19 protein-coding genes and 1 tRNA gene are annotated in these 21,411 nt (G+C 67.2%); 5 read left to right on the top strand and 15 right to left on the bottom strand.

What is annotated here, in order from left to right; all coding sequences use genetic code 11:
• The 13 genes from CVM50_RS08685 to CVM50_RS08625 form a co-directional block, all read right to left on the bottom strand.
• The gene (locus tag CVM50_RS08685; protein WP_198431875.1) at positions 1-534 is read right to left on the bottom strand and encodes an LptA/OstA family protein; all 534 of its coding nucleotides are present in this window, start codon (positions 532-534) and stop codon (positions 1-3) included.
• A 5-nt stretch (positions 535-539) separates the two neighbouring features.
• The gene (gene lptC, locus CVM50_RS08680) at positions 540-1,160 is read right to left on the bottom strand and encodes an LPS export ABC transporter periplasmic protein LptC (protein ID WP_085889604.1); all 621 of its coding nucleotides are present in this window, start codon (positions 1,158-1,160) and stop codon (positions 540-542) included.
• 7 nt (positions 1,161-1,167) lie between these two features.
• Positions 1,168-1,782, bottom strand: coding sequence for a ribonuclease D (locus CVM50_RS08675; RefSeq protein WP_085889605.1), 615 nt, complete (start codon positions 1,780-1,782; stop codon positions 1,168-1,170).
• Between the two features lie 127 nt (positions 1,783-1,909).
• On the bottom strand, positions 1,910-2,902 hold the full coding sequence (locus CVM50_RS08670) for an ABC transporter ATP-binding protein (RefSeq protein ID WP_085889606.1): 993 nt from the start codon (positions 2,900-2,902) through the stop codon (positions 1,910-1,912).
• Positions 2,899-3,900, bottom strand: a complete 1,002-nt coding sequence (locus tag CVM50_RS08665; RefSeq protein WP_085889607.1) for an ABC transporter ATP-binding protein — start codon at positions 3,898-3,900, stop codon at positions 2,899-2,901. Before CVM50_RS08665 ends, CVM50_RS08670 begins: the two co-directional genes overlap by 4 nt.
• Positions 3,900-4,799, bottom strand: coding sequence for an ABC transporter permease (locus tag CVM50_RS08660; protein ID WP_085889608.1), 900 nt, complete (start codon positions 4,797-4,799; stop codon positions 3,900-3,902). Before CVM50_RS08660 ends, CVM50_RS08665 begins: the two co-directional genes overlap by 1 nt.
• Positions 4,796-5,797 (bottom strand): ABC transporter permease, encoded by a 1,002-nt coding sequence (locus CVM50_RS08655; RefSeq protein ID WP_085889609.1) that lies wholly within the window; start codon positions 5,795-5,797, stop codon positions 4,796-4,798. Before CVM50_RS08655 ends, CVM50_RS08660 begins: the two co-directional genes overlap by 4 nt.
• A gap of 84 nt (positions 5,798-5,881) precedes the next feature.
• The gene (locus CVM50_RS08650; protein ID WP_085889610.1) at positions 5,882-7,447 is read right to left on the bottom strand and encodes an ABC transporter substrate-binding protein; all 1,566 of its coding nucleotides are present in this window, start codon (positions 7,445-7,447) and stop codon (positions 5,882-5,884) included.
• A 45-nt stretch (positions 7,448-7,492) separates the two neighbouring features.
• Positions 7,493-8,221, bottom strand: coding sequence for a sulfite exporter TauE/SafE family protein (locus tag CVM50_RS08645; RefSeq protein ID WP_085889611.1), 729 nt, complete (start codon positions 8,219-8,221; stop codon positions 7,493-7,495).
• Entirely contained in the window at positions 8,221-9,711 is a 1,491-nt protein-coding gene (locus CVM50_RS08640; RefSeq protein WP_085889612.1) for an aldehyde dehydrogenase family protein, read from the bottom strand. The genes CVM50_RS08645 and CVM50_RS08640 overlap by 1 nt, the downstream gene beginning before the upstream one ends.
• A gap of 114 nt (positions 9,712-9,825) precedes the next feature.
• Complete coding sequence (locus CVM50_RS08635) at positions 9,826-10,764, bottom strand: CobW family GTP-binding protein (protein ID WP_085889613.1); 939 nt, start codon at positions 10,762-10,764, stop codon at positions 9,826-9,828.
• A complete protein-coding gene (locus CVM50_RS08630; RefSeq protein WP_085889614.1) occupies positions 10,761-12,482 on the bottom strand; it encodes an amidohydrolase in 1,722 nt (573 codons plus the stop codon). Before CVM50_RS08630 ends, CVM50_RS08635 begins: the two co-directional genes overlap by 4 nt.
• 126 nt (positions 12,483-12,608) lie before the next feature.
• A complete protein-coding gene (locus CVM50_RS08625; RefSeq protein WP_085889615.1) occupies positions 12,609-14,042 on the bottom strand; it encodes an aminotransferase-like domain-containing protein in 1,434 nt (477 codons plus the stop codon).
• A gap of 209 nt (positions 14,043-14,251) precedes the next feature.
• On the opposite strand from CVM50_RS08625, the gene CVM50_RS08620 reads away from it, so the two are divergent.
• Positions 14,252-15,619 carry an aminotransferase family protein gene (locus tag CVM50_RS08620; RefSeq protein WP_085889616.1) on the top strand — a complete coding sequence of 456 codons (1,368 nt, stop codon included), beginning with the start codon at positions 14,252-14,254 and terminating at the stop codon, positions 15,617-15,619.
• A 242-nt stretch (positions 15,620-15,861) separates the two neighbouring features.
• Complete coding sequence (locus CVM50_RS08615) at positions 15,862-16,617, top strand: siderophore-interacting protein (RefSeq protein WP_085889617.1); 756 nt, start codon at positions 15,862-15,864, stop codon at positions 16,615-16,617.
• A gap of 124 nt (positions 16,618-16,741) precedes the next feature.
• Here the strand turns inward: CVM50_RS08615 and CVM50_RS08610 are convergent.
• A tRNA-Leu gene (locus CVM50_RS08610) sits at positions 16,742-16,828 on the bottom strand.
• A 158-nt stretch (positions 16,829-16,986) separates the two neighbouring features.
• Between CVM50_RS08610 and CVM50_RS08605 the strand changes: the two genes are divergently transcribed.
• Entirely contained in the window at positions 16,987-17,976 is a 990-nt protein-coding gene (locus CVM50_RS08605; protein ID WP_085889618.1) for a complex I NDUFA9 subunit family protein, read from the top strand.
• Between the two features lie 87 nt (positions 17,977-18,063).
• Here the strand turns inward: CVM50_RS08605 and CVM50_RS08600 are convergent, their stop codons facing one another.
• Entirely contained in the window at positions 18,064-18,867 is an 804-nt protein-coding gene (locus tag CVM50_RS08600; RefSeq protein WP_085889619.1) for an undecaprenyl-diphosphate phosphatase, read from the bottom strand.
• Between the two features lie 230 nt (positions 18,868-19,097).
• Between CVM50_RS08600 and CVM50_RS08595 the strand changes: the two genes are divergently transcribed.
• Together CVM50_RS08595 and CVM50_RS08590 are read left to right on the top strand one after the other, a co-directional pair.
• Positions 19,098-20,567: an NAD(P)-dependent oxidoreductase gene (locus CVM50_RS08595; protein WP_085889620.1), complete on the top strand. Its 1,470-nt coding sequence runs from the start codon at positions 19,098-19,100 to the stop codon at positions 20,565-20,567.
• Between the two features lie 84 nt (positions 20,568-20,651).
• Positions 20,652-21,395, top strand: a complete 744-nt coding sequence (locus CVM50_RS08590) for a hypothetical protein (protein ID WP_085889621.1) — start codon at positions 20,652-20,654, stop codon at positions 21,393-21,395.
• The last annotated feature ends 16 nt before the right edge of the window (positions 21,396-21,411 follow it).

Genomic DNA, 21,411 nt, shown 5'->3' with positions numbered 1-21,411 from the left:
TCAGTCCCCGTCCTGCGACAGGAAGGTGCGCACGCGCCCTTCCAGCTGGGCGGTGCCCGCGTCGACATCCACACGCATCCGTTCGGAGGCGATGGTGCTGGGGCCGCGCACCAGCAGGACGTCGCCCGACAGGACCAGCGCGCCCGAGGTCACGTCGTAGTCGGCACGTTCGGCCTCGGCGGCATCGTCGCCGCTGACCAGGGTGACCCCGCCCGAGGCCGCCAGGCTGGCGATCTGCGACTGGGTTTCGTTGTAGATCACTTCGACGCGGGCCGCCGACAGGCGCATGTTGTCCTGCTCCACCAGCACGTTGCCCTCGAAGATGGCGGCGCCATCGTCCTGGCTGACCGACAGGGTTTCCGACTGCACCTCGATCGGGGCGGAGCTGTCGGCCTGGGTGCCGAAGGGCACCGTCGTCTCCTGCGCGACACCGGGCGCGGCCAGCAGAAGCACCAGGCCTGCGGCAGCGGCCAGGGGACGGGCGAAGGCCCGGCCGCGACGCGGGGTTGGGGCGTGGGTCTGGACGCGGGGCACGGGCGTTACTCCTCGGTTGGTCCGGGGGTGGATCCCGGATCGTATATCAGCTTCACGCCAGCGGTGAAAACCATATAGACCTTGCCGGTCTCGGGATCCGTACTCAGCCGCATGCGGCCGGCGGTGAAGGTGCCGGGCGGGCCCTCGGCGCGGATCTCGCCCTCGGTCTCGGCGCGGGTCTGGCGCATGCCGATGGCCAGGGCCTCCGTCTCCACGCGGTAGCCGGTGGAGGAGGTGATCTCCACCCCGCCGCGCAGGGTGGCGGTGTCGGCGGGCTGGTCGATCTGGCCGGCCTCGGCGCGGACGGCCACGCTGCCACCGCTGGCAAAGTCGATCTCGGCCGCCAGCTCATTGGCGTCCAGGCGGTTTCCGTCACGGGGCAGGGCGCTTTCGGCGGTGAAGGCGATCATGTCGCCCTCCTCGGTGGCGCCGGCAAAGCTGGGCTTGGTCACCCGTTCGCTGCGGGCGCTGTCGCGCAGGTCGACGGTGGAATAGGGGATCTCCGCCAGGGGGTCGATGCTGCGCGAGATCAGGAAGAGCGTCGACAGGATCGCCATGGCCGCCAGCGGCAGCACGATCTTCAGCCAGCTTATCAGCCGGGTGCGGGAGGACTCGCTCAGCGCCATCTGACCCTCAGGAATGGGCGAAGATGTCGATCTCGGGCCAGCCCGCGAGGTCGAGTTTGGCCCGGGTGGGCAGGAAGTCGAAACAGGCCTGGGCCACCTCGGTGCGATCCTCGCGCGCCAGCCGTTCGTCCAGCTTTTCGCGCAGGCGGTGCAGGTAGAGGACATCCGAGGCGGCATAGTCGAGCTGCGCCGGCGTCAGCTCCGCCGCGCCCCAGTCCGACATCTGCTGCTGCTTGGAAATGTCGACGCCGATCAGTTCCTGGGTCAGGTTCTTCAGCCCGTGGCGGTCGGTGTAGGTACGCACCAGGCGGCTGGCGATCTTGGTGCAGTAGACCGGCGCGGCCAGGGCACCGAAGGCGTTGAACATCGCGGCGATGTCGAACCGGCCGTAGTGGAACAGCTTCAGCACCTTCGGATCTTCCAGCATGCGGCAGAGGTTCGGCGCCTCGGTCTGGCCCTTCGCGACCTGCACGATATGCGCGTCGCCGTCGCCGCCCGACATCTGGATCACGCAAAGCCGGTCGCGATGCGGGTTCAGCCCCATGGTTTCACAGTCGATGGCCACCACCGGGCCGAGGTCCAGCCCGTCGGGCAGGTCGTTCTTGTAAAGGTGGTTGGTCACGGGGGCGGCTCCCTGAAAATCTGGAAATGACTTAGGGCGTCGGGGCCGTGGATGCAAATGAAGCTTGGGAAAAGGCGTGGGGCCGGGCGGTGCGGCCCGGCCCCCCTGTGCGGGTTTGCACAGCGCCTCAGGCGGCGTGGGCGGCCAGTTCCGGCAGCGGCGGCGTCAGCTCGCCCGCGTAGTGGCAGGCGACCTTGTGACCCTCGGCGAAGGTCTTCACCGGCGGTTTCTCGGCCCGGCAGGTGTCGGTGGCGAAGGGACAGCGCCCGGCAAACCGGCAGCCCTTCGGCGGGTTGATCGGCGAGGGGGGCTCTCCCGTCACGGTGAACCGTTCCGTCGAGGGCGTGGTGTCGTCGGGCGACAGGGCCGCGGCCATCAGGGACCAAGTATAGGGGTGCTTGGCATTGGCAAACAACTCCTGGGTGGGGGCGGTCTCGACGAACTCGCCCAGGTACATCACCGCCACATGGGTGCACAGGTGCTGCACCACCGCCAGGTCGTGGGAGATGAAGACATAGGTCAAGTGCTTCTCGGCCTGCAGTTTCTTCAGCAGGTTCAGGATCTGCGCCTGGATCGCCACGTCGAGGGCCGAGACCGGCTCGTCGCAGACGATCAGGCGGGGTTCCGTCACCATGGCCCGGGCGATGCACAGCCGCTGCCGCTGCCCGCCGGAGAACTGGTGCGGGAAGAGGCGCTTGGCATCCGGGTGCAGGCCCACGGCGCGGAACATCTCGTCCACCCGCTTGTCCCGGCCCCGGGCCGGGCCGAGGCCCATCAGGTCCAGCGGTTCGCGCACGGCCTGCCCCGCCCGCAGCCACGGGTTGAGCGAGGAATAGGGATCCTGGAACACCATCTGCAGCATGTGCCGGAGGCTGCGCAGGGCCTCGCCCTCAAGCCGGCCCAGGTCGTGCTTGTCCAGGGTGATGGATCCGGCCACCGGATCGACCAGCCGCATTAGGGCCTGCGCGGTGGTGGATTTGCCCGACCCGCTTTCGCCAACGATGCCGAAACTGTCGCCTTCGTTCACCTGGAAGCTGACGCCGTCGACGGCGTGGACGGTGCTGCCATTGGCCAGCGGGAAGTGGACCTTCAGGTCCTGAACGTCGAGGAGGGGTGTCATGCGACCTGCTCCATCTTGTCGGTGTGCCAGCAGAGGGCGGAATGATCGGGGCCTGCGGGGACCAGCGGCGGGGCCTCGGCGTGGCAGCGGGCATCGGCGAGGGCGCAGCGCGGGGCGAAGCGGCAGGCCTTGGGGAAACGGCCCAGGGGCGGCACCATGCCGGGGATTTCTCCCAGCCCCTCCTCCGCCGCCGATGCGGCCGCCGCGCCCAGACGCAGGCGCGGGGTGCAGGCCATCAGGCCGCGCGTATAGGGGTGCGAGGGATTGCTGAGGATTTCGCGAACCGGACCGCTTTCCACGCATTTGCCCGCGTAAAGCACGGCGACCTCATCGGCCATTTCGGCCACCGCGCCCAGGTCGTGGGTGATCAGCATGATCGCGGTTTCGGTCTGCTCCTGTAGCTCGCGCAGCAGGCGGAAGATCTGCGCCTGAACGGTCACGTCCAGCGCCGTGGTCGGCTCATCCGCGATGATGACCTTGGGGCGACAGGCCAGGGCAATGGCGATCATCACCCGCTGGCGCATCCCCCCCGACAGTTCATGCGGATAGGCAGCCAGCCGGTCCTCGGGCGAGGGGATCTGCACCGCGCGCAGCATCTCCAGCGCGATCTCGCGGGCTTCGGCGCCGGTCTTGCCCTGGTGCAACTCCACCACCTCGGCGATCTGGCGTTCGACGGTCAGCACCGGGTTCAGGGCCGTCATCGGCTCCTGGAAGATCATCGAGATCGCATTGCCGCGCAACTCGCGCATGCGGGCGGGTTTGGCGGCCAGAAGGTCCTCGCCCATCAGGTTGATCGACCCGCCTGAGACGGCGAAGCGGTCAGGCAGAAGGCCCATGGTCGACAGCGCGGTCATAGACTTGCCGCAGCCCGACTCGCCTACCACGCCCAGGGTCTTGCCGGGGGTGAGTTTCAGCGACACGCCATCCAGCACGGACTGCACCTGGCGGCCGGTGTCCACGCCGACCTTCAGGTCGGTAATTTCCAGAACGGGATCCATCAGCGCCTCCGCAGCTTGGGGTTCAGGGCGTCGTTGATGCCGTCACCGACGAGGCTGATCGCCAGGACGGTGATGAAGATCGCCACGCCGGGCAGGGTCACCGTCCACCAGGCGTCCAGCAGATAGTTGCGGTTCTGGCCGATGATCAGGCCCCAGGACATGGTGTTGGGATCGCCGAGGCCCAGAAAGGACATGCCGGCCTCGAAGAGGATCGCGGCACCCACGGCCAGGCCTGCGGCGACCACCAGCGGCGGCAGGGCGGCGGGCAGGATCACGCGGAAGATCAGGTAGGCGTCGCGGGCGCCGGCGGTGCGGGCGGCCTGCACGTAGTCCAGTTTCCGGATCTTCATGAACTCGGCCCGGGCCAGGCGGGCGACCTGCGGCCAGCTGACCGCGCCGATGGCGATGGTGATCGTCACCAGCGTCGCGCCGAAGATCGTCACCAGCACCATGGCCAGCAGCAGTGTGGGCAGGATCTGGAAGAACTCGGTCACCTTCATCAGCGCCGCGTCGATCCAGCCGCCGAAATAGCCGGCGAGCGATCCGATCAGGATGCCGATCACCACCGAGATCACTGCGGCGGCAGCCCCCACGGCGAGCGTCGCGCGGCCCCCTTCGATGATCCCGGCCAGCATGTCGCGGCCCAGGTAGTCGGTGCCAAGCGGCGCATAGTCCCCGCCCGGCGCGACGAAGGGCATGTCGACCATGGAATAGGGATCCACGTCGTAGAAGACCGGGCCGAGGAAGGTGGTGCCCAGCACGATCGCCAGCAGGATCAGCCCGATGATCGCGGACTGGTTGCGGGCGAAGGCGCGCAGGAACTCCAGCGCCGGATGCGCGGGTTTCGGCCCCGTGGCCTCGGGCGCAGCGGTGGTGCGGGCGGAGGTCGTCTCCGTCATTGGGCCGCTCCTTTGGGTTTGGAGGGTTTGCGGCGGCCGCCCCCGATGCGGGGGTCGATGCGCCCGTAGGCCAGGTCGGTCAGGATGTTGGCGACCATGACGAGGATGGCGGAGAAGAAGAGGATGGCCAGGATCGTCGGATAGTCGCGGCGCAGGATGCTTTCATAGGCCAGCCGCCCGAGGCCCGGCCAGTTGAACACCGTTTCCACCAGCACGGCACCGGCGAACAGCTGGCCGAATTGCAGACCCACCATGGTCACGACGGGGATCAGCCCGTTGCGCAGGGCATGGCCGAAGATCACCCGGCGTTCGTTCAGCCCCTTGGCCCGCGCGGTGCGGATATAGTCGGATCCCAGCACGTCCAGCATGGAGGCGCGCGAGAGGCGCGAATAGGTTGCGATGTAGATCGAGGCCAGCGTCACCGAGGGCAGCACCAGGTGGTGCAGCACATCCAGGACGGCACCGATCCAAGTCTCAGACCCGCGCACGTTCTGCATCCCCGAGACCGGGAAGATCGGAAAGACCGAGGCGAAGAGGATCAGCAGCATCAGCCCGGTCCAGAAGACCGGCGCGGCATAGCCCACGAGGGAGAAGATGGTGACGAAATGCGACAGCAGACCTTTCGGTTTGCGCGCCGAATAGATCCCCATCAGCGTACCCACGACCACGGCGATCATCAGTGACGACACGACCAGCAGGATGGTGGCGGGCAGCCGTTGCAGGATCAGGCTCAGCACCGGCTGGTTGAAGTAGTAGGAGTAGCCGAAATCGCCGGTGACGACCTTCGACAGGTAGAGGCCAAGCTGTACGATGACCGGCTTGTCGAGACCGTATTCGGCGCGCAGCCGGGCGATCAGCTCTTCCGAGGCGCCGCCCATCTCGCCGACGATGACCTCGACGGGATCACCCGGCGCCATCTGGATCAGCAGGAAGTTCAGCACCAGCACCGCGACCAGCAGGCCGATGGCGGAGGCAAGGCGTTTGACGAGGGGAGGCATGAAAGCACCTCTGGCAGGGGGAGAAGGCTGGAGTGAGGCACCCGGCCCGCGGGGGAGCAGTCGCGGGCCGGGCAGGGAGCGGGCTTATTCAGTCCACTCGACTTCGTCCCAGGGCGACACGGCGCCCCAGATGGTCTGCGGCAGCCCGGTCAGCCCGTCATTGTAGGCGGTGTAGAAGGGCACCTCGTTGATGAAGAGGATCGGCGCGTCGGCCACGACGATCTGCTGGAACGTCTTGTAGAGTTCCGCGCGGGCCTCCGGGTCGGTTTCCACGGCGGCCTGTTCCAGCAGGGCGTCCACCTCCGGGTTGGAATACCGCTGGGTGTTGGACCAGATCACGCCCTCGCGGATGTTCGAGGTCAGGTAGGTGCGGTGCACCCCGATCACCGGGTCGCCCCAGTTGTAGACGCTGTCCTCGGTCATGTCGAAATCATAGGATGCGATGCGCTGGGCCCAGGTGGGGAAGTCCGGCGCGGTGCGCACCTCCACCTCGATGCCCAGGGGCCGCAGCTGAGTACGCATGTATTCCGCCATGTTGCGGCCCATCTCGGCCATGCCGGGGATGAAGTCCATCGTGGCGGTGAAACGCACGCCGTCGGCGTCGGGCGCCAGGCCGGCCTCATCCAGAAGGGCGGCGGCCTTTTCCAGGTCGAAGTCGTAGGCTTCCACCTCGTCGGTGGCCATGGGCGAGGTCGCGGTGATCGGCCCCACGGAGTCCTTGGCCACGCCGCCCAGCAGGCGTTCCAGGATGAAGTCCTTGTTCATCGCATAGCCGATGGCCTGGCGCACGCGCACGTCGTCGAAGGGCGGCTTCTGGGTGTTGAAGGCGATCCAGTTCAGCGGGCCGATGGCATCGTAGCCGTCATCGGAAACGCTGACGCCATCGGCCTTTTCCAGTCGCTGCACGTCGCGGATGGCGGACATGAAGGGCACCATGTCGACGTCACCGCGTTCGGCCGAGAGGGTCAGGTTGGCCTGGTCGCCGATGATCTGCACGATCACCTCGTCCATCTTCGGCAGACCGTCGAGGAAGAAGTCCTCGTTCTTCTCCAGCCGGTAGAAATCCCCCTGCTGGTATTCGACGAACTTGAACGGACCCGATCCGACGGGCGACAGGTTGGCCGGGTTTTCCTGGATGTTTCCTTCGCCATAGACGTGCTCGGGGATGATCGGCATCAGCGCGGGCGACATGGCCAGCATCAGCGCCGGGTGCGGGTTCGCCAGGTGGATCACCGCGGTCAGGTCATCGGGGGTCTCGACCTCGGTCACCGGGGCCAGCATGGTCTGGAACGGGTGGTTTTCCTTGATCGTCTCGATCGAGAATTTCACATCCGCCGAGGTCAGTGGCTCGCCATCGTGGAAGGTCACGCCGTCGCGCAGGTGCAGGGTGACCGACAGGCCATCCTCGGAGGTTTCCCAGCTTTCGGCCAGGTAGGGTTCGGGGTTCCATTCGGCATCATATTTCAGCGGCGAGGCGAAGACCTGCGCGGTGGCCATGAAGGTGGCGATGCCGGATTGGATGGCGCCGTTGAAATGGCGCGGGGTCTGGGTGGTGCCGACGACCAGCGTGTCGGCGAAGGCCGGGGTGAAACCGGCGCTCAGGCCCAGGGCAAGGGCCCCGGCGAGAGTGGATGTCTTGAGGAGTTTCATGGCTGCGTTCCTGTTGGGAGAGGTTTGTTATTTGGTTTCTTGATTTTAGAGAAGACCCCCGATCCCGCGCAGGGCGGTCACGGCGGCGGTGATACCCAGCAGGCCGATGGCGGCCAGCCGGTATCCGCCCTCGCCCAGCCGGGCGAAGGCACGGCCCCCCGCCCAGGTGCCGACCAGCAGGGCGGGCAGGGCGATCAGGGCCTGGGTGAAGACCTGCACGTCGATATTCTGCGCAAGCCACAGCCCCGGAAGGGCCATCAGGGAGGTCAGGAAGAAGAATACCATGGCCGAGGCGCGGGTGTTCTTCGCGGGCGTGTCGGTGCCAAGGAAATAGGCGATGGCGGGCGGCCCGGGCATGGCGGCGAGGCCCGAGAAGACGCCGGCGGTCAGGCCTGCACCGATGGCCGGGCCGGGCCCGCTGGGCAGGCGGATCTTCAGCAGCAGGGCGGCCAGGCCGATGGCCACGATCACCGCCAGCACCACGCGCATCACGTCCGGCGACAGCTGCGTCAGCCCCCAGAGGCCGAGGGGCGTGCCGACCACTGCGCCGATCGCCATGATCCCAAGCGTGCGGTACATCACCAGCCCCCGTGTGCTGAGGATGTCGCGCAGCCCCACCATGCATTGCAGCAGGATCGCGATGGTCACCGCGCGGGCGGGCGGCAGGAAGAGGCTCAGCGCCGGCACGGCGGCCAGCGCGAAGCCGAAGCCCGTCAGCCCCCTCAGGACCGCGGCGGCGAAGGTCGTCGCGCATATGAGGGCGTAGACCTCCATCAGTCGAAGTTCATCACGATGGTTTTCGACCGGGTGAAATGCGCCAGCATCGCCTCCAGAGAGGCTTCCTTGCCCAGGCCCGACCGCCCGAAACCGCCGTAGGAGACGTTGGGCTGGATGGTCAGGTTCTGGTTCACCTGCACATAGCCCGCGTTCAGCCGCGCCGTGCTGTCCAGCGCCACCGACAGGGATTTTGTCCAGACCGAGGCCGCCAGCCCGTAGTGGGTGGCGTTGGCCTTGGCGATCACGTCCTCGTAGTCGTCCCAGGCGGCGATGAAGGCGACGGGGCCGAAGATCTCGTTCATCACGCAGGGATGATCCTCGGGCAGGTCCAGCAACAGGGTCGGCTGCATGAAGAGCTCCGGCGCCAGGTCCGCGCCCTCGGGCGCGGTGCCGCAACGGATGACCTTCGCGCCCGGGGTCGCTTCGGCCTGCGCCACGTAGTCGGTGATGACCTTCGCCTGCTTGGCGTTGATGATGGTGCCTACGTCCGTTGCCTCGTCCATCGGGTCACCGATCACCAGCTTGTCCAGCTCGGCGGTTAGTTTCTCCATGAAGGCGTCCATCAGGGAGGCATGGACGTAGATGCGGCTGGCGGCGGTGCAGCTTTGCCCCTGCCGGGTGAAGCGCATGCCGGAGATGGCGCCCGCAACGGTTTTGTCGAGGTCTGCATCCTCGCAGATGATCATCGGGGACTTGCCACCCAGTTCCAGCGACACGGGGATGATCTTCTTCGCGGCGGCCTCGTAAACGGTCTGGCCCACGGCCTCGGAGCCGGTGAAGGTGATCTTGGCGACCTTGGGGTGTGCGCAGAGCGGCGCGCCACAGGCCGGGCCGGTGCCGTTGATGACGTTGACCACGCCTGCGGGCAGGTGGCGCGAGAGGATCTCGATCATCGCATAGGTGGCATAGGGTGCCTCTTCCGAGGCTTTCACCACCACGGTGTTCCCGGCGACCAGGGCGGGCGCGATCTTCAGCATCATCAGGACCAGCGGCACGTTCCAGGGCAGGATCGCGCCCACGACACCCAGCGGTTCGCGGGTGGTCATGGTCAGGGACCGGGGGTGGAAGGGCACCGTCTCGCCCTTCAGCTCGGAGCCCAGGCCGGAGTAGAACTCCAGGATGTCGATGGCGGTCTTCACCTCGCCCCGGCATTCGGTGCGGATGGCCTTGCCGGTTTCTCGGGCCAGGGCCTGGGCGATCACCTCGGCCTCTGCCGTCATGGCGCGGGCGGCGGCGCCGACCAGCTTGCCCCGCTCACGCGCCGGCACCTGGGTCCAGGCGGGGAAGGCCGCGGCGGCCACCTCGACGGCGGCGGCGGTTTCCTCGGCCGAGGACGCGGCGGCCTGGCCGATCTCGGCCCCGGTGGCGGGGTTCAGCACCGCCAGGGTGGCGGCGGTGGCGCGTTTCTCGCCGCCCACCAGGTTCACACCGGCGTAGGAGGCGATCAGCGCCTCGGGATCCTGGGGCAGAAGGGGTGTATCGGTCATTCTTTCGTTGTCCTTGGGTCATCTGCCCCCGGCTTGGGCCAGAGGGCGGCATTGCATGGGGCCACGCGGGGCGAAAATGAAAACCGGATGGGGCCAGAGGCGCAATCCGGGGAGTTATTGTCCTGTTTTCAGCGGCTTGCCAGAGAGAAGTCCGGTCAGGTCCAGATCGGGCTGGGTGCCGATGCCGACCAGGTGCGTGCCTGATTCCTGTGCATCTGAACCGGGGATCAGCTCCCATCGGCCGGCGACCCATTGCAGCAGGGCGGGGCCTTCGCCGGTGATGTCCACCCAGCCTTTCAGCCGCAGCAGATCTGCGGGCAGGGCGTCCAGCGCGGCCTCCAGCGCGGGGCGGGGCAGGGGGGCGGTGTCGACCCGGTAACGGTGAAAGACATGATCATGGGCCATCGGATCGCCCTGCGGGGCCGACAGCAGCGACAGGGTGGAACCGGCCAGCAGCTCCATCGGCAGGGCGGCGCGGGTGGTTTCGGCCACGGTCTTGCCCGGGGCAAGGCGGCGCAGGGCGGCGCGGGCCTCGGCCAGGCGGGCGTCACCGGCGGCATCCACGTGGTTCAGCACCACCAGGTCGGCGCCGTCGAACTGGCGCGCCACGGTGTCGCCGATCAGAGGGTCATCAAGCTGCGCCGCCAGCTCCACCGCGTTGGCCATGGTCACCACCATGTCCAGTTTCAGCCCGCGTTCCAGCAGGGCGAATTCGGCCACGCGGCGCGGTTCGCCCACGCCCGAGGCCTCGATCAGGATCTCGTCGGGGCCCTTTTCCATCGCCGCGACCAGGGCGGGTCCGATGCCCTCGGCCATCGAACAGCAGATGCAGCCGCCCGACAGCTCCAGTGTCAGCCCGTCGTCCGAGCGGATCAGCGCGGCATCCACGTTGATGTCGCCGAAATCGTTGACCAGCACGGCGATGCGGGTGGTGGCGGCCGCCAGGATCCGGTTGACCAGCGTGGTCTTGCCGGAGCCGAGGAAGCCGCCGATCACGGTGACCGGGATCAGGCCGGGCGCGGGCCGGGCGGCGACGTTCAGGGGTGGCGTCATGCGGGCACCGGCGCGTCGGGGATCGTGACATCAGGCACCGGCGCCTGATCCAGGGGGATCGCGCTTTGGTACCACTGGCCCGCGCTGATGGTGCCCAGAACACGCACCTCGCGCAGTTTCATCGGCTCCACCTCGGCGGGGTCGCTGTCCAGCACGGCGAAATCGGCGAACTTGCCGACCTCGATCGAGCCCACGAGGTGGTCGAGCTTCAGCTGGTAGGCGGCGCCGATGGTGATCGCCTTCAACGCCTCCTCGACGGGCAGGCATTCCTCCGGCCCCATGATGCGGCCCTCACTGGTCAGCCGGTTGACGGCGCACCAGGCGGTAAACAGCGGGTTCAGCGGCGTCACTGGCACGTCGCAATGGACCGAGAACTGCACCCCTTCAGCCAGGGCCGTGCCGCAGGCATCCATGCGCCGCGCCTTGTCGGGTCCCATGGTGAGCGCATAGTGCTGTTCGCCCCAGTAGAAGATGTGGTTGGCAAAGAGGTTGGCCGAGAGGCCAAGCGCCTTCATCCGCCGGAACTGCGCCCGGTCCGCCATCTGGCAGTGCTGCAGCACGTGGCGGTGGTCCGGGCGCGGGGCCTTGGTCAGCGCCTCTTCCATCACGTCGATCACGAACTCGGACGCCTGGTCGCCGTTGACGTGGCAATGCATCTGCATGCCGGCCTCGTGGTAGGCCAGGATCATCGCCTTCAGCTGCGCCGGCGGCACGTTCCATAGCCCGTTCGGCGCCCCGTTGTGATAGCCCGGCCATTTCAGTCGTCCGGTGAAGCCCTGGATCGAGCCGTCGGTCATGATCTTCACCAGCCCCATGTAGAGCCGGTCATTGCCCTGCGTCTTCAGCTCCCGCGCGCGGGCGATGCCCTCGTCCAGCGCCCACTGGATGGCGCCCAGGGCGGGCACGATGCGGATGGGGAAATCCGCCTCCCTGGTGACCGACAGGAAGGCGGCCAGCGAGTCGTCGTTCAGGCGCTGGTGCAGGTCGGTGGTGGTGGTGACGCCGGCGTTGACGGCGGCGCGACCATAGGTGCGCAGGGTGTCGGCATCGACATCGCGCACCGCCATCGCCTCGCCCACCACGCGGGCGGCCATGTTCATCGCCGCCATTTCCTGCAGCTCACCCGTCTCCACGCCCTCGGCGTCGCGCAGGATGCCCTCGACGTTGCTCTGGCCCAGCATGTTGCCGCGTTCCATGACCGGCGTGTTGACGTTCAGCAGGTGCAGCGAGGCATGCATGATGACGATCGGACGGGTGGCCGAAACGGCATCCAGGTGTCTGCGGGTCATCCGCTCGCTGTAGTAGATCGGGTCGAACCCCCAGGCGACCAGCGCCTGGTCGGGATCGGTCAGCTTCGCCTCCTCTTCCTTCAGCTTCTCGACCACGGCCTCGATGCTTTTCAGCCCGCCCTCGACATGGCCATTGGGCGCTGTGCGCTCGAAGTAGCCGAGGAACAGGTTGTTCCAAAGAGAGCCTTCCATGGTGTGGCCATGGGCCTCGACGAAGCCGGGCATCAGGGTGCGCTGGGCGAAACGCTCATCCAGGGTGCAGTCCCAGGTCGCCTGCCAGGCGGCGCAATCGGTGGCATCGCCCACGGCCAGGATGCGGCCGTCGCGCACGGCCACATGGGTGGCCAGCGCCCGGTTGGGGTTCATGGTGCGGATGCGGGCCGCCTTGAAGATGGTCACGGCGGAGGATGTCGCTGGGGAGGAGGTCATGGGGAGAGAGTCCTGTTGGTCGATTTTTTCTGCAACCTAGGCAGGGGAGGCTGCGCCAGACAGGGCCAGCCCGGTCCCATGGGTTGGGCCAGCGCAAATCCGTTTCATGTCAGGGGTGTGTGCGGATCACAGATCGCGCACGGCGCGGCCCAACTCGGCGAGCCCTGCATCGATCTTGCGCTCGTCGATGTAGGAGATGCCGAGTCGCAGGAAGCGACCCGCCTGGTCCTCGGGCACGAAGGGGTCGCCGGATTCGAACAGCACCCCGCGCGCACAGGCGGCGGTGAACAGGGCCCGGGCGTCGACACCGGGCGGGCATTCCAGCCAGACAGAGGACCCGCCGTGGGTGCCCGCGCGGCGGAAATTGGGCAGGTAGCGGTCGCAGCCCTCGACCACCTTGGTGTGGCGATGGTCCAGCGCGGCCCGCAGGGAGCGTTGCAGGGCCAGGTAGTGCCCTTCGGCCAGGAAGATCCCGGCGGTGCGCTGGTTGTTCAGCGGGGCCGAGCGGTGGATCAGCCGGCGCAGCCAGCGGGCCTCCTCCACCAGGGCGGGGGCGGCCACCATGAACCCCAGGCGCACGCCGGGCGCCAGCACCTTGGACAGCGTGCCCAGGTAGGCGACATGGCCGGAGTTATCGAGGCTTTTCAGCGTGGTCTGGTCGCCGGCGCTGGCCGTTTCGCCCTCGTAGTCATCCTCGATCAGCACGGTGCCATCGCGGCGTGCCCGCGCCAGGGTCGCCAGGCGGCGTTCGGGGGACATGGGCACCATCGTCGGGCAATGATGCGCCGGCGTCAGTACCGCCAGGTCCAGCGGGGTGTCGGGCAGGCGAGCGCCCTCGCCGTCGATGGGCAGGTCGGTGATGTCAGCGCCTTCGGCGGCCATGATGTTGCGGCTGTCGGGATAGCCCGGCATTTCACAGCCCACGCGGGTGCCGGGGCGTGCGAGCAGGCGGGCCAGCAGATACAGCCCTTCCTGCGTGCCCAGGGTGATCAGGATCTCCTCGGGCTTCGCGTAGATGCCTCTCTGCGGCAGGATCTGGGTGCGGATCTGCTCGACCAGCAGCGGATCATCCTCCACCGCGCGGTCGGCGGTCCACCAGTCGATGGCCGACCGGCCAAGCGCGTCGCGGGAACAGGTGCGCCAGGTGTTGATCGGAAAGAGCGAGGGATCGACCTGCCCGTAGACGAAGGGAAAGGCGTAGTCCTGCCAGTTCGAGGGCTTGATGATATGGCGCAGCCGCGAGGGGCGCTGTTTCAGCCGCGCCTCCCAATCCGGGCCGGTGCCGGGGGCGGGCTCGGGCTGGTTCGCCGGTTCGGGCGGCAGGTCGCGGGCGACGAAGACCCCGCGCCGCGGCACGGAATCGAGGTAGCCGCGCGCCACCAGCTCCTCGTAGACCGCCGTGACCGTGTTGCGCGCGATGCCAAGCTGACCGGCCAGCTGCCGCGAGGGGGGCATCTTCTGTCCCAGCTGCATCTGCCCTGAGTGGATCGACTCGACGATCCGGCGCCTCAGCTGCGACTGGATCGGCTCTTCGCTTTCCCGGGTGATGATGGTTAGCATGGGTGTTGGTCCTATCTCGCCGGATCATAGCCGGTGCGGAGGGACATGATACATGACGTTTCGCGCGGGGAAGTTCGCCTGCCAACGGTTTCGCCCAAGATCCGGGCGTGGACAAGTCCGTGGACCCATGTATTCGTGTCGGCTGGACCTGTCGCGAGCGCGCGGCACGCGGCTTTGTGACGGTAAGGACCCAACCGGGAGTTATATTCATGTACGACAACGACATCAGTGATGTGGTGGCCGCCGACAAGGCCCATGTCTGGCACCACCTGACCCAGCACAAACCCTTTGAAACCTCCGATCCGCGCGTGATCGTCGAGGGCAAGGGCATCCATGTCTGGGACGCCAAGGGCACCCGTTACCTCGATGCCGTCTCCGGCGGGGTCTGGACCGTCAACGTGGGCTATGGCCGCGAATCCATCGCCGATGCCGTGCGTGAACAGTTGGTGAAGCTGAACTATTTCGCCGGTTCCGCGGGCTCGATCCCCGGCGCGTTGTTCTCGGAAAAGCTGATCGAAAAGATGCCGGGCCTCAGCCGCGTCTACTACTGCAACTCTGGGTCCGAAGCGAACGAGAAGGCCTTCAAGATGGTGCGCCAGATCGCGCACAAGCGTTATGGCGGCAAGAAGACCAAGATCCTGTTCCGCGAACGCGACTACCACGGCACCACCATCGCCGCCCTGTCGGCCTGCGGCCAGCCGGAACGCCACATGCAGTACGGCCCCCTGACGCCCGGTTTCGTCGAGGTCCCGCATTGCCTGGAGTACCGCAAGCAGTGGGACGTCGAGAACTACGGCGAGCGCGCGGCTGACGCGATCGAGGAGGTGATCCTGCGCGAAGGCCCCGACACCGTCGGCGCCATCTGCCTGGAACCCGTGACCGCCGGCGGCGGCGTGATCGTTCCGCCCAAGGGCTACTGGGAGCGGGTGCAGGAGATCTGCAAGAAATACGACGTGCTGCTGCACATCGACGAGGTGGTCTGCGGTGTCGGCCGGACCGGCACCTGGTTCGGGTACCAGCACTACGGCATCAAGCCCGACTTCGTGACCATGGCCAAGGGCGTCGCCTCTGGCTACGCCGCCATTGCCTGCTGCGTAACCACCGAAGAGGTGTTCAACCTGTTCAAGGACGATGCCGAGGATCCGCTGAACTACTTCCGCGACATCAGCACCTTCGGCGGCTGCACCGCCGGCCCTGCTGCCGCGCTGGAAAACCTGGCGATCATCGAGCGTGAGGGCCTGCTGGAAAACACCACGGCCATGGGCGACTACTGCCTGGAGAAGCTGGAAGAGCTGAAGGACAAGCATGCCGTCGTCGGCGACGTGCGCGGCAAGGGCCTGTTCCTGGGGACCGAGCTGGTCGCGGATCGCGGCACGAAGGAGCCGGTGGCCGAGAAGCTGGCCCAGAAGGTCGTGGCGGAATGCGGCGCCCAGGGTGTGATGATCGGGGTCACCAACCGCTCGCTGCCCGGGTTCAACAACACGCTTTGCCTGTCGCCCGCGCTGATCGCCACGAAGGACAACATCGACGAGATCGTGGGCGCCATCGACGTGGCCCTGACCCGCGTCTTCGGCTGATCCATCCGGGGCTGCGCCCTGTGCTTCGCCCTCCGGCCCTGACGGGCCGGGGGGCTTTTTGCTGCCCGCTCTGCCCCTGCGCAGGGGGCAGGCGCGGCTGGCACACGCAATTCCCCATGGCGGCGGGCCGCGTTTTGCGCGACCCTGCGCGCGACCCCGCCTGACGCGGCACCCGGTCCCGACAGGTCCGGCCACTGGACGCAGGTCCCGAGGGAGAGAACTCACGACACGAGAGGACCGAGATGGCGAACGAGCAAACCCCCGTGACCATCGAACGTATCCGGCATGAGCTGAAGCGGCGCCCGCTGACGCTGCTGGAGAAGGAAGAACTGACCCCGCACATGCTGCGCCTGACCTTCGGCGGCGCGGACCTGGCCGATTTCGCCTCGCCCGGCGTGGACGATCACGTGAAGCTGATCTTCCCCGCGGAGGGCGAGGAGGCGCCGGTGATGCGGGAATACACTCCGCGCAGCTACGACAATGACGCGCAGCGACTGGTGCTGGATTTCGCCGTGCACGAGGCCGGCCCCGCCACCGCCTGGGCCATCGCGGCGCAGCCGGGTGACGAACTGACCGTGGGCGGCCCGCGCGGCAGCCAGGTGGTCAGCGGCCCGCAGGAGTGGCTGCTGATCGGGGATGAGACTGCCCTGCCGGCCATCGCGCGCCGGATCGAGGGGCTGGAGGCGGGCCAAAAGGTTACCGCGCTGATTGCAGTGCCGGGCGCGGCGGACGAACAAAGCTTTGACAGCGCGGCGGAGGTGGAGATTCGCTGGATCCACCGGCCCGAGGACCAGGCGCATCTGGTCGATCCGATTCTGCCCGCCCTGGCGGAGGTCGAGCTGACCGAGGGGCTTTATGCCTGGATCGCCGCCGAGGCGACGGTGGCCCGTGCCCTGCGCAATGTGCTGGAAGAACGGGGTCACCCGCTGACCCGGATGAAGGCCGCGGGCTACTGGACGCGCGGCGTGGCGGACGGGTCGGACAAGAGCATCGCCTGAGCGTCAGCACCTTGGAAAACTGGCGAAGGGCAGGGGGGTATCTCTGCCCTTTTTCGCTGGTGCGCGGGCGCTGTAGACAACAAAAAGCCCCGCGAAACCAAGGGCTTCACGGGGCTTTGAGTAATGGTGCCCAGGAGAGGACTCGAACCTCCACGTCCATACAGACACTAGCACCTGAAGCTAGCGCGTCTACCAATTCCGCCACCTGGGCCGGTGTCGTGAGGGGCGATATATGGGGTGTGTCCGGGGGTGTCAACGAGGTTTTTGAGCATTTTGTGAAAGTGATTTCGACAAAGCTGCCAACCGCCTTGTGTGCAAGGGAAAGCGGGGCTAGGAACGAGAGGAATTCGATCAGCCGGAGGTACGTCCATGCCCAAATCGAAGCTTGTCACCATTTTCGGCGGGTCGGGATTCGTCGGCCGTTACATCGCCCGGCGCATGGCGCAGCAGGGCTGGCGCGTGCGCGTCGCCGTGCGCAACCCCGCGCTGGCGGGTTTCGTGCGCCCCTATGGCGCCGTGGGCCAGGTGGAGCCCGTGTTCTGCAACATCCGCGACGATGCCTCGGTCGAGGTCGCGATGCGTGGCTCTGACGCGGTGGTGAACTGCGTCGGCACCTTCGCCGCCAAGGGAAAGAACAACTTCGACGCCGTGCAGGCCGAAGGGGCAGGGCGAATCGCCCGTGTCGCCGCGGCGCAGGGCGTGGCCAGCCTGGTGCATATCTCCGCCCTGGGTGCCGATGCCGAGGGGGAAAGCGGGTACGCCCGGTCCAAGGGCGAGGGCGAGGCCGCCGTGTTGGCCGCCTACCCCGAGGCGATGATCCTGCGTCCCTCGGTGATCTTCGGCTACGAGGACAAGTTCTTCAACCGGTTCGGCAAGATGGCCAGCCGCGCGCCCGTGGTGCCGGTGATCGGAGCCGACACCAAGTTCCAGCCGGTCTGGGTGGATGACGTCGCCGCCGCCGCCGTGATGGGTGTGCTGGGTCAGGCTCCGGGCGGCATCTACGAGCTGGGCGGCCCGGAGGTGAAGACCTTCCGCGGCTGGATGAAGGAGATGTTCGGCGTGATCCACCGCCGCCGCGGCGTGCTGGCGCTTCCCTTCTGGGTCGGCAGCGTGATGGCCAGCGTCCTGGGTCTGGTGGAATCGATCACCCTCGGCCTGGTGACCAACAGCGTGCTGACCAGCGACCAAGTGAAACAGCTGCGCCACGACAACGTGGTGACCGGCGAGGCCAAGACCTTTGCCGATCTGGGGATCGACCCGGCTGCCCCCGAAGCGGTGCTGCCCGACTACATGTGGGCCTACCGTCCCTCCGGTCAGTACGCGGCGATCAAGGACTCGGCCCAGAACCTCAAGGCCTGATCTGAACGCCTGAACGCGCCAGCGTTCCGACGACATGCGAAAGCCCGGCCACTGGCCGGGCTTTTCCGTTGGCGGGCCGGGGTGGCGTCAGGCGTAGGCCCACCACAGCAGGAAGCTGCCCAGGGCGAGACGGTAGATCACGTAGGGGGTGAAGCTGACCGACCTCAGCAGCCGCATCATCAGCGTCAGGGCCACCAAGGCCGAGAGGAAGGCGAAGACGGCGGCAATGGCGCCGCTGATCGCGGCCTGGCTGTCGGCGGTGGCGATCACCTCGCCCGACAGGTAGGCCGCGCTGGCCAAGATCATCGGGATCGACATCAGCATCGAGATCTTGGCCGCCGCCTGACGCTCGAAGCCGCCGAACAGCGCCCCGGTGATGCAGATGCCCGACCGCGAGGTGCCGGGGATCAGGGCGATGGCCTGCCACAGCCCCAGGACGATCGCATCCTTCAGCGTCCAGTCCGCTGCAGGACGCCCGCTGTCGCCGCGCCGGTCAGCGATCCACAGCAGCACGCCGAAGCCCAGCATCGTCCAGCCGATCACGGCCGCCGAGCGCAGCAGATCGTCAATCCCGGTCATCGCCAGGAACAGGCCGAAGAGGATGCCGGGGATCGTCGCCACGATCAGAAGGAAGGCCAGCCGGCTGCCCGGCGTGTCGGTCCGGCCGCGTATGAGCAGCGGTAGCCCGCCGATGGCGTCGCGGACATCTGCCCAGAAGTAGAGCACAACCGCGCCGAGGGTGCCCACGTGGACCGCCACATCGATCACCTGCCCCTGGTCCTGCATGCCCGACAGCGCGGGCAGAAGAATCAGGTGACCGGAGGAGGAGATGGGAAGAAACTCGGTAATACCCTGAATAATCGCGAGAAGAAGGAGCTGAAGCAACGGCATGGGAAATCCTGGGGAGTACAATCAAGGACAGGATTAACCCGCTGTAAGTGAATGGAAAGCTGTTAAATAGGTCCGGATGTATACCCAATAGAACCTGTCAGATGCGCGCTCGTCCTGCTGAAAGCGCCGTTTGCGCATTAATAGGTCACTAGTTCTGACTTTTCACGCCGCGATCCGTGCTGTAGAAGGCCCCGGAACAAGGTAGCGAAAAGCGTAACGAGGAGTTGGCCGTGGCGAAGCAACCGATGCTGAAATTCGTCTCCGTCGAGCGGGAAACCCCGGAAAAGCGGGATGCGGATGTCCGTGCCCATGACTTCGACGAAATCTATGCGGAATATGCCCAGGCCAAGGCCGAGGAGCAGGCGAGCCGGTGCAGCCAGTGTGGCGTGCCCTACTGCCAGTCCCACTGCCCGCTGCACAACAACATCCCCGACTGGCTGAACCTGACGGCGACGGGCCGTCTGGAAGAGGCCTATGCGATCAGCCAGGCCACCAACACCTTCCCGGAGATTTGCGGCCGCATCTGCCCGCAGGACCGTCTGTGCGAAGGCAACTGCGTGATCGAACAGTCGGGCCACGGCACCGTCACCATCGGCGCGGTGGAGAAATACATCACCGATACCGCCTGGGAAAAGGGCTGGGTGAAGCCGCCCGCGCCCGCGCAGGAGCGCGAGGAAAGCGTCGGCATCATCGGCGCGGGCCCCGGCGGCCTGGCCGCGGCCGACATGCTGCGTCGTGCCGGCGTGCAGGTCACCGTCTATGACCGCTACGACCGCGCCGGCGGCCTGCTGACCTACGGCATCCCCGGCTTCAAGCTGGAAAAGGACGTCGTCATGCGCCGCGTCGAGCAGCTGGAAGCGGGCGGCGTGGAATTCGTGCTGAACTGCACCGTGGGCGACGACATCTCCTTCGATGCGATCCGCGGCAAGCATGACGCCGTGCTGATCGCCACCGGCGTCTACAAGACCCGCGAGCTGACCGGCCCCAATGCCGAGGCCGAGGGCATCGTGCGCGCCATCGACTACCTGACCTGTTCCAACAAGGTCAGCTTCGGCGACGAGGTCGAGGAATATCTGAACGGCGAGCTGAACGCGAAGGGCAAGAAGGTCGTTGTGGTCGGCGGTGGCGACACCGCGATGGACTGCGTCCGCACCGCCATCCGCCAGGGCGCCGAGTCGGTCAAATGTCTCTATCGCCGCGACCGCAAGAACATGCCGGGTTCGCAGCGCGAGGTGCAGAACGCCGAGGAAGAGGGCGTGGAGTTCGTCTGGCTGTCGAACCCCGTCGGGTTCACCACCGGGGTGATCGAACCCGAGGGCGCGGGCGCCGGCGCGGGCCGCGTGCGCCAGGCCTTGGTGCAGCGCATGCGCCTGGGCCAGCCCGATGCGACGGGCCGCCAGTCGCCTGAGGTGATCGAGGGCAGCGACTATGCCGAAGAGGCCGACATCGTCATCAAGGCGCTTGGGTTTGAGCCTGAGGATCTGCCGAAGCTGTGGAACGCCGACGGCCTGGAAGTGACCCGCTGGGGCACCATCCGCGCCGATTTCGGCACCGGCCGCACCTCGCTGGACCGGGTCTATGCCGTGGGCGACATCGTGCGCGGTGCCTCCCTGGTGGTCTGGGCGATCCGCGACGGGCGCGATTGCGCCGCCGCGATCCTCGAAGACCTGGCTGCCCCGGCCTCCGTCGCCGCCGAGTAAGCAAGAGCTCGCAACACCCCGGGCGCGCGTCCCCGCGCGTCCCCCCTTCCCAGCATTTCCCGCGAGGCCCCGAAAGGGCAGGACATGGCAGACGCACTCGACATCACCCCGGTTTCGGACAGCGAGACGCTGAAGGTCTGGCTGTACCGTGGCACCAGCACCCGCCTGGTGCTGTCCTTCTGGGACAGCGAGGAGGGCGGTGCGCCGCTGGCGGCCTTTGCCCATGCGGCCAGCCATGGCGGGCGCGACAACGTGCTTTTCTTCGCCGATCCCGGCAACACCTGGCTGAACGGCGAGGGCCTGATCGAGGAAATCGTCGAATGGGCCGCCGCCTATCGTCGCGAATGCGCCGCCGAGACGGTGATGGTGCTGGGCCAGGGGATGGGCGGTTTCATGGCGCTGGCCATGCCGGCCTTCCTGGAGGTCAAGGTGGCCCTGGCGCTGAGCCCGCTCTTCGCCATGCCCGCCCGCGCCATTCCCGAGGGCAAGGGCCTGGAGGATCTGCGCCTGCACAACCTGGGCGAGGTCCTGGGCCGGTCGGCCGACTACTATCTGATCCACGGCGAGGCGCCGGGCGAGGCCGCCCACCTGGAAAGCTTCCCGTTGCAGCCGAACATCCATCAGTTCGTGCTGCCCTCGGGCGACAAGACCGTGCCGCAGCTGCTGGATGATGCCGGACTGACCGGCGCCGTGCTGGAACGCGCCTTCCTCAACCAGGCGCGCAAGCTGCGCAAGACACTGGAACCGCTGGGCGTCTACCGCCGCGAAGATGCGCTGCCCGAAGAGGGTGGCGAAACCGAAGAGATGACCGGAGAGCAGGGCGCATGACCGCCCCCGCTTTTCC

The sequence above is a fragment of the Pseudooceanicola marinus genome (assembly GCF_002786295.1).
Lineage (GTDB): Bacteria > Pseudomonadota > Alphaproteobacteria > Rhodobacterales > Rhodobacteraceae > Pseudooceanicola > Pseudooceanicola marinus.
The sequence above is the reverse complement of the archived record's forward strand: the minus strand, read 5'-3'. Positions and strand labels throughout refer to the sequence as shown.

What these genes read in the sequence shown, in the direction of transcription:
- CVM50_RS08655 (WP_085889609.1), bottom strand. Translation starts at nt 5,797, where the DNA reads ATGCCTCCCCTCGTCAAACGCCTTGCCTCCGCCATCGGCCTGCTGGTC.
- CVM50_RS08650 (WP_085889610.1), bottom strand. Translation starts at nt 7,447, where the DNA reads ATGAAACTCCTCAAGACATCCACTCTCGCCGGGGCCCTTGCCCTGGGC.
- CVM50_RS08600 (WP_085889619.1), bottom strand. Translation starts at nt 18,867, where the DNA reads ATGCCGTTGCTTCAGCTCCTTCTTCTCGCGATTATTCAGGGTATTACC.
- CVM50_RS08630 (WP_085889614.1), bottom strand. Translation starts at nt 12,482, where the DNA reads ATGACCTCCTCCCCAGCGACATCCTCCGCCGTGACCATCTTCAAGGCG.
- CVM50_RS08640 (WP_085889612.1), bottom strand. Translation starts at nt 9,711, where the DNA reads ATGACCGATACACCCCTTCTGCCCCAGGATCCCGAGGCGCTGATCGCC.
- CVM50_RS08625 (WP_085889615.1), bottom strand. Translation starts at nt 14,042, where the DNA reads ATGCTAACCATCATCACCCGGGAAAGCGAAGAGCCGATCCAGTCGCAG.
- CVM50_RS08645 (WP_085889611.1), bottom strand. Translation starts at nt 8,221, where the DNA reads ATGGAGGTCTACGCCCTCATATGCGCGACGACCTTCGCCGCCGCGGTC.
- CVM50_RS08590 (WP_085889621.1), top strand. Translation starts at nt 20,652, where the DNA reads ATGGCAGACGCACTCGACATCACCCCGGTTTCGGACAGCGAGACGCTG.
- CVM50_RS08660 (WP_085889608.1), bottom strand. Translation starts at nt 4,799, where the DNA reads ATGACGGAGACGACCTCCGCCCGCACCACCGCTGCGCCCGAGGCCACG.
- CVM50_RS08635 (WP_085889613.1), bottom strand. Translation starts at nt 10,764, where the DNA reads ATGACGCCACCCCTGAACGTCGCCGCCCGGCCCGCGCCCGGCCTGATC.
- CVM50_RS08615 (WP_085889617.1), top strand. Translation starts at nt 15,862, where the DNA reads ATGGCGAACGAGCAAACCCCCGTGACCATCGAACGTATCCGGCATGAG.
- CVM50_RS08670 (WP_085889606.1), bottom strand. Translation starts at nt 2,902, where the DNA reads ATGACACCCCTCCTCGACGTTCAGGACCTGAAGGTCCACTTCCCGCTG.
- CVM50_RS08665 (WP_085889607.1), bottom strand. Translation starts at nt 3,900, where the DNA reads ATGGATCCCGTTCTGGAAATTACCGACCTGAAGGTCGGCGTGGACACC.
- CVM50_RS08605 (WP_085889618.1), top strand. Translation starts at nt 16,987, where the DNA reads ATGCCCAAATCGAAGCTTGTCACCATTTTCGGCGGGTCGGGATTCGTC.
- lptC (WP_085889604.1), bottom strand. Translation starts at nt 1,160, where the DNA reads ATGGCGCTGAGCGAGTCCTCCCGCACCCGGCTGATAAGCTGGCTGAAG.
- CVM50_RS08620 (WP_085889616.1), top strand. Translation starts at nt 14,252, where the DNA reads ATGTACGACAACGACATCAGTGATGTGGTGGCCGCCGACAAGGCCCAT.